Below are 11,972 nucleotides of genomic sequence, written 5' to 3'. Positions count from 1 at the left end.
GTTACGCCGGCCCCCGCGCCGGAGCCAGAGCCGGAGCGCGCCGATGCACGTCCTCTCCGTGGTTTCCGAATGCGCCCCGCTGATCAAGACCGGCGGGCTGGCGGATGTGGCGGGCGCCCTGCCCGGCGCGCTCGCGACGCAGGGCGTGGCGATGCGCACGCTGATGCCCGCCTATCGCGGCCTCGCCGACCGGCTGGCCGCCCCCCGCGCCACGAAGCTGGACACGCCTTTCGGCCCTGTCCGCCTGCTGGAGGGGGAGGCCGCGGGGCTGGAGCTGATCCTGATCGACGCCCCCGCGCTCTATGATCGTCCCGGCGGCCCCTATGCCGGCCCCGACCGCGCCGACTGGCCCGACAACGCCCTGCGCTTCGGGCTGCTGGGCTGGATGGGCGCGCGCATCGCCACACAGGGCCTGCGCGGATGGCGCCCCGATGCGGTCCACGCCCATGACTGGCAGGCGGGCCTCACGCCCACCTATCTGCGCCTCGCCGGGCCGGAGGCGCCGCGCGCCGTCATCACCATCCACAACATCGCCTTCCAGGGCCTCTTCGGGCGCGAGACCCTCGCCCCCCTCGCCCTGCCGGAGGCGATGTTCCACCCCGACCACCTCGAATTCCACGGCCATGTCGGGTTCCTCAAGGCCGGCCTCGCCCATGCCGAGCGGATCACCACCGTCTCCCCCACCTATGCGCGCGAGCTGCTGACGCCGGCATTCGGCTATGGGCTCGACGGCCTGCTGCGGCATCGGGCCGGGGCGCTGGAGGGCGTGCTCAACGGCATCGACGCGGACGTGTGGAACCCCGCGACCGATCCCGACATCGCGCGCCCCTACCGCGCGGCGGCGGGCAAGCGCCCCAACCGCCGGGCGCTCGCAACCCGGATGGGGATGAACCCGCCGCCCGACGCGCCGCTGTTCTGCGTGATCTCGCGCATGACCCGGCAAAAGGGGCTGGACCTGCTGCTCGACGCCATGCCCGCCCTGCTGGCGGAGGGCGCGAGCCTCGCCGTTCTGGGCTCGGGCGACGCGGACCTGGAGGCGGGTTTCGCCGCGCTGGCCAAGGCCCACCCCGACCGGGTGGGCTGCGTGATCGGCTATGACGAACCGCTGGCCCACCAGCTTCAGGCCGGCGCCGACGCCATCCTCGTGCCCAGCCGGTTCGAGCCCTGCGGCCTCACCCAACTCTGCGCCCTGCGCTACGGGACCGCGCCGGTGGTGGCGCGGACCGGGGGGCTCGCCGACACGGTGATCGACGCCAACGCCGCCGCCCTGCGCGTGGGCGCGGCCACCGGCTTCGTCCACGCCCCCGGCGACGCGGCCGCCCTGACCGACGCCATCCGCCGGGCCTGCGCGCTGTTCCGCGACCGCGACGCCTGGCGCGGGCTGGTCCGCGCCGCCCTGCGCCAGCCCGTCGACTGGGGCGAAAGCGCCGCGCGCTACGCCGACATCTACCGCCGCCTCGCGCCCGGCGCCGCCGCCCTCCCCGCGGCCGCGCCCCGGCAGGAGACTTCATGACCGACGCCCCCCGCGCCTTCCCCCTCCGCCTGTCCCACGGAAACCCCGTCCGCCCGGGGGTTACCCTCGACGATGGCGGGGCCGAGATCGCGGTCCGCGCCCCCGACGCGACCCTTGTGGAATTCTGCCTCTTCGACGCGGACGGCCGCGAGACCGCCCGCCTGCCCCTGCCCGCCCGCTCCGGCGCGCTGCATCACGGCCGGCTCGACGGGCTGGCCGCGGGCGCGCTCTACGGGTTCCGCGCCCACGGGCCGTGGGATCCGGGCGCCGCGATGCGCTTCAACCCCGCCAAGCTGCTGCTCGACCCCCACGCCCGCGCCTTCACCGCCGAGCCGGTGTGGACCGACGCCCTGCGCGCCCACGCCCCCGGCGACCCGTCCGCGCCCGCCCCCCGCGACAGCGCCCCCCACATGCCGCGCAGCGTCGCCACCCGCGATCTTCCCCTCATTGACCCGGCCGAGCGTCCCCGCCGCCCCTGGTCGGACACCGTGATCTACGAGGCCCATGTCCGCGGCCTCACCCGCCTCCATCCCGAGATCCCCGAGGACATCCGCGGGACCTACGAGGCGCTGGCCCATCCCGCCATCCTCGCCCACCTCGCCCGTCTCGGGGTCACCGCGCTGGAACTGCTGCCGGTCCAGGCCTTCATGGACGAACCGCACCTGGTGGACCGCGGGCTGGTGAATTACTGGGGCTACAACCCCTTCGGCTATTTCGCGCCCGCGCCCCGCTACATGGGCCCGCGCGGCGCCGCCGGCCTGCGCGACGCGGTCGCCGCCCTGCACGCCGCCGGCATCGAGGTCATCCTCGACGTGGTCTACAACCACACCGCCGAGAGCCATGAGAGCGGCCCGATGCTCGCCTTCCGCGGCCTCGACGATGCCGGCTACTACCGCCACGCCCCCGGCGCGCCGGACGGCGACTACGTCAACGACACCGGCTGCGGGAACACGCTGGACCTTTCCAAAGCCCCCGCCCGCGCCCTGATGCGCGAAAGCCTCGCCTGGTGGGCGCAGCGCATCGGCGTGGACGGCTTCCGCTTCGACCTCGCCCCCGTGCTGGGCCGGGGCCGCGACGGCGGGTTCGATTCGGGCTCGGACCTGCTGGCCGATCTCGCGGCCGACCCCGCCCTGCAAGGCGTGAAGCTGATCGCGGAGCCGTGGGACATCGGCCCCGGCGGCTACCGGGTGGGCGAGTTCCCGCCGGGCTGGGCCGAGTGGAACGACCGCTTCCGCGACGGCGCGCGCCGCTTCTGGCAGGGCTGGCCGGGCGGGGCGCAGGACCTCGCCTCGGGCCTGCTCGGCTCGGCCGAACGCTTCGACAAGGACCGCCGCGCCGCCTGGGCCTCGGTCAACTTCGTCGCCGCCCATGACGGCTTCACGCTGGCCGACACCACGCTTTACGCCGAGCGCCGCAACCACGCCAACGGCGAGGACAACCGCGACGGCCACCAGGGCGAGGTCTCCGACCCGATGGGCCCCGAAGGGCCCGAAGATGAGGGCGGGGGCGACGCGGCCCGGCAAGCCGCCCGCGTCCGCCGCCGTCGCAACCTGATCCTGACCGTCTTCGCCGCCCAGGGCACGCCCATGCTGCGCGCGGGGGATGAGCGCGGCCAGAGCCAGGGCGGCAACAACAACGCCTATTGCCAGGACAACGAAACCACCTGGCTGGACTGGGAGGCCGACGATGCCGGCCTCACCGGTTTCGCCGCCGCCGCCGCCGCCCTGCGCGCCCGCCTGCCCGTCCTGCGCCGCCCGGTGTTCCTGCACGGCGCCCCGCGCGCCGACGGCTGGCCGGACTGCGAATGGGCCGGGCTCGCGGGCGGAGACCCAGACTGGGGCGCCGAAGCCCCCGCGGGCTACGTGCTCGTGCTGCGCGGCGAGGACGGCGCCGATCACGCCCCCGCGGCGCTGGCCTTCAACGCCTCCGACCACGCCTCCCCCCTGCGCCCGCCCGCCCCCGGTCCCGGCCTGGCATGGGCGCTCGCGCTCACCACCGAGACCGCGGACGGCGCCCCCGCCTCCCGCGACCTGCCCGACGTCATCCCTCCCGCGACCGCGCTGGTGCTGGAGGCCGTGCCGGCGGGCTCCGCGCTCTCCCGCCTCTACGCCCGCATGGGGATATTCGAACGCTACTGGGAGGTCTCGGGCCGCGAACATGTCGCCGGCCCCGACACCCAGACCGCCCTGCTGCGCGCCATGGGGATCGACCTGGGCGAGGACGCGGAGGCCGACGCCGCCCGCCTGCTGGCCGGGATCGAGGCCGAGGACGCCGCCCGCCGCCTTCCCCGCGAAGCCGTGGTCGAGGCAGGGATCCCCGACGCCTTCCGCCTCTCCCCCCCGCTCGCCTGGACCCTGACGCTTGAGGATGGCGCGCCCCTCTCGGGCGCCGCCGGCGCGCCCCTCCCCGCCCTTCCCCCCGGTCTGCACGCGCTGGAGGCGGGGGGGGAGACCGTGCTGCTCGCCGCCGCCCCGCCGCTCGCGCCGCAAGTGGCCGGCGAAACCGGGCGGCCGCGCGTCTGGGGCGCCACCGGCGCCGTCTATGCGCTGACCTCCGGCCGCAGCCTCGGCGAAGGCGATTTCGAGGATCTGGCGACCGCGGCCGAGGGTCTCGCCCGGCTCGGCGCGGATTTCCTGGGCGTGAACCCGGTCCATGCGCTCGGCGCCGCCCATGCCGGCATCAGCCCCTATTCGCCGACCTCGCGCACCGCGCTCGACCCCCGCCGCATCGCGCTCGACCAGGTTCCCGGCTTCCCGGACTGCGCCGAGGCGCGGGCCGCCATCGACGCCGAGGCCGACGCCCTCGCCGCCTGGCGCGACACGGAATTCTGCGACCCCGCGCTCGCCGCCCGCATCCGCGCCCCGGCCCTGCGCGCGCTGTTCGCCGCCTTTGAGCAGGGCCGCGGCGCCGACCCCGCCGCCTTCGAGGCCTGGCTCGCCGAAGGCGGCCGCCCCCGCGCCCGTTTCGCCACGTTCGAGGCCCTGAGTCTGGCCCATGGCGAGGACTGGCGCACCTGGCCCGAGCCGTTCAGGGACCCCGAAAGCCCGCAGGTGGCGGAGTTCGCCGCCCGCGAGGCCGCCGAAATCCGCTTCCACGCCTGGGCGCAATGGACCGCCTCCAACCAGCTTCAGGCCGCGCAGGCGCGGGCGAAGGCGGCGGGCATGGGTCTGGGCCTTTATCTCGATATCGCGGTCGGCGTGCGCCCCGACGGGGCCGAGGCCTGGGCCCGCCCCGCCGCCTTCGCCCGCGGCGTGTCGCTGGGCGCCCCGCCCGACGCGCTGAACGCCGCCGGACAGGTCTGGGCGCTGGCGCCCTTCAACCCCGAGGGCCTGCGCGCCGCCCGCTACGCGCCGTTCCGCGACATGCTGCGCGCCACCATGGCCCCCGCCGGGGCGGCGCGGATCGACCATGTGATCGGCCTCGACCGCGCCTTCTGGGCGCCCGAGGACGGAGCCCCCGGCGGCTATGTCCGCTTCCCCTCCGCGCTGCTGCTGGCGCTGGTGCGGATCGAGGCGGCGCGCGCCGGCTGCGTGGTGGTGGGCGAGGATCTGGGCACCGTGCCCGACGGGCTGCGCGCGGCGCTCGACGCCTCCGGCCTGCACGGCTGCGCCATCCTGCAGTTCGAGGGCGGCCCGCCGGGCTTCCGCCCCCCCGCCGAGTTCCCCGCCCGCAGCCTCGCCAGCTTCGGCACCCATGACACCCCCACGCTGGCGGGCTGGTGGGAGGCCGCGGACGCCGACCTGCGCGAGGCTCTGGGCCATGTCGACGCCCTCGCCGCCCGGGCCATGCGCGAGGATCGCGCCGGATCCCGCGCCGCGCTCGCCCGCCTGCTGGCGGCGGAAGGCCGCGCGCCCGAGGGGCTCGACCCCGGCGCCCCTCCCGCGACGCTGACGCCGGAGCTTCGCGACGCGATCCACGGGGTGCTGGCCGCCTCCGGCTCCGCCCTCGCCGCCGTGCAGATCGACGACGCGCTGGACGAACGGCGCCAGCAGAACGTCCCCGGCACGGTGACGGAGGCCCCCAACTGGCGCCTCCGCCACGCCGCGCCGGCCGACGCGCTCGACGCCGCCCCCGGCCTGCGCCGCGCCGCGGAGATCTTCGGGAAGGCCCGGCCCCGGACATGAAAAGGGGGCGCCCCGCCAGGCGCCCCCCCGTCTCGCCCCCCGTCTCGTCGCTCGCCGCGGCCGGGCTCAGCTCACCTCGCCCGCCAGATGTCCGCCCAGCGCCGCCTGCCGCGCGTCCAGCATCGGCTGGGTGATCAGCGTCACACCGCCCTCGGAGACGCGGAACCAGCGCGCGTCCTCCACCGGATCCTCGCCCACCACCAGGCCGGCGGGCACCGACACGCCCCGGTCCAGCACCGCGTTGGTCAGCCGCGCATGGCGGCCCACCTCGGAATAGGGCAGCGCCACCACCCGGCTCAGCTCGGAATAGGAATTGGCCCGGACCCCGGTGAACAGCAGGCTCTCGCGCACGCCGGCCCCCGACACGATGCAGCCGCCCGACACCAGGCTGCTCACCGCCGTCCCTCGCCGCCCGTCCATGTCATGAACGAACTTCGCCGGCGGGGTCAGCTCGGAATAGGTCCAGATCGGCCAGTCGCCGGACCAGATGTCCAGCTGGGGCTCGAAGGCGCAGAGATCCAGATTGGCCTGGTGGAACGCATCCACCGTGCCCACGTCGCGCCAGTAGGGGGCCTTCTCATCCCCCGTCATCACGCAGCTGTCGGAGAAGGAATGCGCCACCGCCCCGCCCCGCGCCACCAGCCTGGGGATGATGTCCGACCCGAAATCATGCGAGCTTTCGGGGTCCGCCTGATCCTCCAGCAGCAGCCCGATCAGCAGATCCGTCTCGAACACGTAGATCCCCATCGAGCACAGGGAGACTCCCGGCTTGCCCGGCATCTCCGGCGGCTCGGCGGGTTTCTCCATGAACTCGGTGATCCGGCCGGAGGCGTCGACCGCCATGACCCCGAAGGCGGAGGCCTCGGCCCGCGGGGCCTCGATGCAGCCCACGGTGACCTCGGCGCCGGTGTCGACATGCTGGGCGATCATCACCGAATAATCCATCTTGTAGATGTGATCGCCGGCCAGGATGACCATGTATCTGGTGTTGTAGTCGCGGATGATGTCGATGTTCTGGGTCACCGCGTCGGCGGTGCCGAGATACCAGTTCCGTTCATCCACCCGCTGGCTGGCGGGGAGGATGTCCAGCCCCTCGCCCCGGCTTTCGGAGAAGAAGGACCAGCCCCGCTGCAGGTGCCGGATCAGCGAATGGGCCTTGTATTGCGTGGCCACGCCGATGCGGCGGATGCCGGAATTCATGGCGTTGGACAGCGCGAAGTCGATGATCCGGGTCTTGCCGCCGAAATAGACCGCCGGTTTCGCGCGGCGGTCGGTCAGCTCCCGCAGGCGCGAGCCGCGCCCCCCCGCCAGCACGAAGGCCATGGACTGGCGCGCCAGTCCGCCGGGGTCCTGCGTGGGTCCTCGCATGGGGTCTCCCTCCCGTTTCTTTCAACCACCCTCCGCAGACCCTAACCGATTCCCGCCGCCGCGCATTGATCTGAGGCCGCGTGGATCCGGGACGGGGGAGCGCGCCGCCCGAGCGCGCGCGGGCGGCGGCCTGGCGCCGCGGCGCGCGGGATCCGTCGGGACTGCGGCGCCGGGCGCGGGAGGCGCCGCCCGAGCCTCCCCCCAGCCGGATGCGCGACGGGAAGCCGGGCGCGGCGGGCGGATGGGCGCGGCGGAAGATGGGCGCGGCGGCGCCCCCCCCCGAGCCCTCAGCCCGGCGCGGTCCGGGTGAACACCACGCCCATCGAGTCGCGCAGCACGATCGGCCCGCCCTCGTAATCCGGTCCGATCTGGGGCGTGGCCAGCGCCACCGTCCAGCCGCCCTGCCCGTCCGCGGCCTGGTGGTGGAGGTTGAGCGGATCGAAATCCTCGGTCTCCGCCCCCTCCATATGCGCCACCATATAGACCTGCTCGCCGTCCGGCCCCTGCCGGAACGAGGTGAACAGCACCGTCCCGTCCACCGGCTGCACATAGGAGAACTGGTCCCCCCAGGCGAAATTTCCCCGCAGCCAGGGCCGCGCCGTCCGGAATTCCCGCAATGCCAGCGCGAAGGCGGTCTGCCGCTCGGTCAGCCGGTCCAGATAGCCCGCGACATTGCAGTAGTCGTGCATGTCGTCCATCCAGGCCCGCGCGATCACCTTCAGCGCCGCGGGCGTGAAAGGCGACGGGCCGGCCAGCCGCGGCTCCACCGAATTGAGCAGCGTCGCGATGACGTCGAGGTCGTAATCCGTCACCTCCACCAGCGCCGGCAGCACGTGGAGGAACCGCTCCAGGTCGTCCCGCGTCTCGTATCCCAGCGCCTTGAGACGGCTGAACGCGCCGGGAAGCGAATAGGCGTAGTCGTCGACCTGCCATTCCAGGCTGATCGCCTCCTCGGCCATGATCTTCACGCCGTATTTGTCGTCCTGGTTGCGGATGAAGCCCCAGGACGCCCGCGCCATGGCGTTGAGGAAATCCATCGGCACGCCCGGAAACGCCGCATAGGTCAGCATCTGCACCGCGGGGTTGTCATAGGCGTGGTCGAGGATATCCATCCGCGTCTCGCCCAGGCGGGTGTTGATGTTGAGCTTGGGGTTGATCTGGGTGCCCCGGCGCAGCGTGTCGTGGTTGGCGGTGCCCGAGATCCAGTTGGACCCGCGCTCCACCATCTCCCGGATGCGCCACCACTTGGACAGCCAGAACGTGTAGAGAAACGGCGTGTTGTGGGCGAAGGTCAGCGGGCCCCACTGGAACACGTCGTCGTCGCGCTGGTTGTCGATCACCGCGCGATAGGTGGACGACAGCTCCCAGTCCTCCTGCGGCCAGGGGCGGCCGTCCTCGAAGATGAACCAGGGGCGGTAGCGGGTTCCCGCCACCTCCTGCACCACGTCGGCCATCTCCTGCAGGTATTCGTCGTCGTGGCGCATGACCTCTTCGTCCGCATCCCACCACTTGAAGTCCTGCGCGCCGTCGACCCGCACGCCGTCGGCGCCGAAATCGACCTTGCGGCGCTGGATCTCCAGCATGATCGCGCGGACGGTCCAGTTCCGGTAGGACAGGTTCTGCCCATACATGTTGGGGCCGGCGAAATAGTGCCGGTTCAGCGCCTCCAGCCCCTGATTGTCGGAATGGCCGAAGACCACGTCGAAGATCACCTTCTTGGGGCCGTCGGGGAAGGTGTGCAGGGCGGCGATCAGGTCCACCAGCTCATCGGGCCGGCCTGATTCCAGCAGCGCCGGGTTCACCGCCGCCATGCCCGAAATCACCACGTCATAGCCCCAGTTGGTGGTGTCCGGACGGCGCAGGTCGGTGGTCAGGACCTCCCCGTAATCGCCGTCATCGACCCAGAAGGCGGGGCCCGCCTCATAGACCGTGGTCGGTTCGACGGGCAGAAGCTGCACCGCCTCATAGCCCATGAACAGCCGGTCAGCGGGCTCGATCGTCCCGCCATGACGCACCCGGTCGGCCAGGTGCTCCACCTGCCGCGCCAGGCTCGCCAGGGTGCGGCCGGCGGTGGCGGTGGGGGTGTGGATCTGCAGGATGTTGACCGCCGGACCCAGCTTGGCCGGCGCCCCGTCCTCGCCGGGCTGCAACCCCTCGAAATAGGGCTTGTCAGACCGCGCCGCCTGCATGGCCGCGAGGTCGTAAAGCTCCGCCGGCGCGAAGACCCCGAACGGGACCGAGGCCGCCAGCGGATCGAAGATCCGATGCCACTCGCCCTCCCCGTCCCGCCAGGTCAGCGCGTAGAAATCCCCGATCACGTCGCGCGTGCCGGCGCGGATGCCGTCGACCGCGCACCAGATCCAGGCGTCCGCCCGCTCCACCGGCAGGCGGGTGCGGCGGAAGCGGGCGTTCTGGCGCGACACGGTCAGCGAGAACTGCGCGTCGGGTTGCAGGATTTCGAGGAAGATGTCGCCGTCGGGGACGCGGGCCTCCAGCAGCTCCGGCGCCCAGAAGCCGAACTCGGCCTTGCCGGGCCCGGTGACCAGTCCGCCCATGCGCCGGGCCAGCGCCCGCGCCGCGTCGAAGCTGGAGCCGGCGGAGGCGAGCGTCTCGCGGCATCGGGTGGCGAGGGCCTCGGAGGCTTCGTCGTCGCGAAGGATCATGCGGTCGGGCTCCCGGTGGTGTGGGGTGTCGGTTGGAATGCGGCGGAAAGAGCGCCCGGCGGCGATGCGCCCCCGGGCGGCCGGTCGCGGCCGGTCAGCCGCGCAATTCGAAGATCATGCCGGTCAGCGGCGGCAGGGTCAGCTTGATCGAGTGATCGAAGCCATGCGCCGGGGCCGCGTCGGCGGTCACGCCGCCCATATTGCCCCGCCCCGCGCCGCCATAGGCCTCGGCGTCGGAATTCACGCGCTCGGCGTAGAAGCCGGGGGCCGGCACGCCGATGCGCCAGTCGGTGTATTCCGCGTCCGAGAAGTTGAACACGCAGACCGCCGGCGCCGTCCCGTCCTCGCCCAGCCGCAGCCAGGCGTAGACCGACTGCGCCTCGGCCGCGCCGTCGATCCAGCGGAAGCCGTCCTCGCGCGTGTCGCGTTGATGCAACCCGGGAAGTTCTCGGTATACCGCGTTGAGATCGCTGACGAGTTTCCTCAACCCCTCATGCAGCGGATCCCCCAGCGCGGCCCAGTCGAGCCCCGCGTCGTGGTTCCACTCCGCCGCCTGCCCGAACTCCTGCCCCATGAACAGCAGCTTCTTGCCGGGATGGGCGAACATGAAGGCGTAATAGGCTCTGAGGTTTGCGAATTTCCCCCAGCGGTCCCCCGGCATCTTGCCCAGCATCGAGCCCTTGCCGTGCACCACTTCGTCATGGCTGATCGGAAGGACGAAATTCTCCGAGAACGCGTAGTGCAGCCCGAAGGAGATCTCGCCGTGATGGTGGCGGCGATGCACCGGCTCGCGCGCGATGTACTGAAGCGTGTCGTGCATCCAGCCCATGTTCCACTTGAACCCGAAGCCCAGCCCGCCGTCATGCGCGGGACGGGACACGCCGGGCCAGGCGGTGCTCTCCTCCGCCACCGTCATGATAGAGGAATCATCGCCGTAGACCTCGGCGTTCATGCGGCGAAGGAAGTCCACGGCCTCCAGGTTCTCGCGCCCGCCGTCCTTGTTGGGGACCCACTCGCCTTCCTTGCGCGAGTAATCCAGATACAGCATCGAGGCCACCGCATCGACGCGCAGCGCGTCGATATGGTGCTCGGTCAGCCAGTAGCGGGCGTTGGCGACGAGGTAGTTCACCACCTCCCGCCGGCCGAGATTGAAGATCGCGGTGTTCCAGTCGGGGTGATAGCCCTGCCGCGGGTCGGCATGTTCATAGAGATGCGTGCCGTCGAACTTCGCCAGCCCGTGCGGATCGGTCGGGAAATGCGCCGGCACCCAGTCGAGGATCAGCCCGATCCCCGCCGCGTGGCAGGCCTCCACGAACGCGCGGAATTCATGCGGGTCGCCATGGCGCGCGGTCGGCGCGTAAAGCCCGACCGGCTGGTAGCCCCAGGAGCCGTCGAAGGGATGCTCGGTGATCGGCAGCATCTCGATATGGGTGAAGCCCATTTCGGCCACGTAGGGCACCAGCTGCTCGGCCAGCTCCTTCCACGACAGCCACGCGCCGTCCTCGGCCCGGCGCCAGGAGGCCAGATGCGCCTCGTAGATCGAGATCGGCGCGTCGGTCCGCTGCAAGGCGCCCCGCCGCGACATCCACGCCCCGTCCGACCAGGCCTTGCCGCGCAGGTCGCGCACCACCGAGCAGTTGTCCGGCCGGATCTCCGAGCCGAAGCCCACCGGGTCCGCCTTGGGCGGCATCAGGGTCCCGTCGGGGCCGAGGATCTCGTATTTGTAGCGCGCGCCGTCGCCCAGCGCGGGCACGAAGATCTCCCAGATCCCCGTCGCCCCGCGCTGGCGCAGCACATGGCGCCGCCCGTCCCAGTCGTTGAAGTCGCCGACCACCGACACCCGGCTCGCATTCGGGGCCCAGAGCGCGAAATGCACGCCGGTCGCGCCCTCGTGGTCGCGGATATGCGCGCCCAGCGCGTCCCAGAGCCGGCCATGGGTGCCCTCGGAGAGGAAATATTCGTCCATCTCCCCCAGCACCGGGCCGAAGCGGTAGGGGTCTTCGATCGTCCAGCCGGCGTCCCCGCGGCGGGCGCGGAACCGCCAGCCCTCGGGACGGTCCGGCAGCGCCGCGGCGAAGACGTCGCGGCCCTGCGGGATCATCTCGACGATCGGCTGGCCCGACAGGTCCTCCAGCACCATGGCCTCGGCCCCCGGCGCGTAGCCGGCGATGCGCCAGCCGCCCTCCGCGGAGGGCTGGGCGCCGAGAATGTCGAACAGGGCGGGATGGCGGCCGGTGTCGATGCGCTCGGCCTCGCCGGGCTCGACCAGGGGGGCGCCCTGACGGGCGGTCTTGGCGGAAATCG

Annotated in this window: 5 protein-coding genes; 2 read left to right on the top strand and 3 right to left on the bottom strand. The window is 72.7% G+C overall.

The features are described 5' to 3' along the window. Positions 1-43 precede the first annotated feature (43 nt). Complete coding sequence (gene glgA, locus BLV24_RS02765; protein ID WP_092679595.1) at positions 44-1,513, top strand: glycogen synthase GlgA; 1,470 nt, start codon at positions 44-46, stop codon at positions 1,511-1,513. Further along, on the top strand, positions 1,510-5,637 hold the full coding sequence (glgX, locus tag BLV24_RS02760) for a glycogen debranching protein GlgX (protein WP_092679594.1): 4,128 nt from the start codon (positions 1,510-1,512) through the stop codon (positions 5,635-5,637). Before glgA ends, glgX begins: the two co-directional genes overlap by 4 nt. Before the next feature lie 66 nt (positions 5,638-5,703). Here glgX and glgC read toward each other — a convergent pair whose 3' ends face one another. From glgC to glgB, 3 genes are all read right to left on the bottom strand, one after another. After that, positions 5,704-7,005 (bottom strand): glucose-1-phosphate adenylyltransferase, encoded by a 1,302-nt coding sequence (gene glgC, locus BLV24_RS02755; protein WP_245710345.1) that lies wholly within the window; start codon positions 7,003-7,005, stop codon positions 5,704-5,706. A gap of 287 nt (positions 7,006-7,292) precedes the next feature. Beyond that, positions 7,293-9,668, bottom strand: a complete 2,376-nt coding sequence (gene gghA, locus BLV24_RS02750) for a glucosylglycerol hydrolase (protein ID WP_092679593.1) — start codon at positions 9,666-9,668, stop codon at positions 7,293-7,295. Positions 9,669-9,762: 94 nt separating this feature from the next. Continuing rightward, positions 9,763-11,970 carry a 1,4-alpha-glucan branching protein GlgB gene (gene glgB / locus BLV24_RS02745; protein WP_425426079.1) on the bottom strand — a complete coding sequence of 736 codons (2,208 nt, stop codon included), beginning with the start codon at positions 11,968-11,970 and terminating at the stop codon, positions 9,763-9,765. Positions 11,971-11,972 lie beyond the last annotated feature (2 nt).

The sequence above is a fragment of the Albimonas donghaensis genome, assembly GCF_900106695.1.
GTDB lineage: Bacteria > Pseudomonadota > Alphaproteobacteria > Rhodobacterales > Rhodobacteraceae > Albimonas > Albimonas donghaensis.
This window is presented reverse-complemented; position numbering and strand designations above follow the sequence as displayed.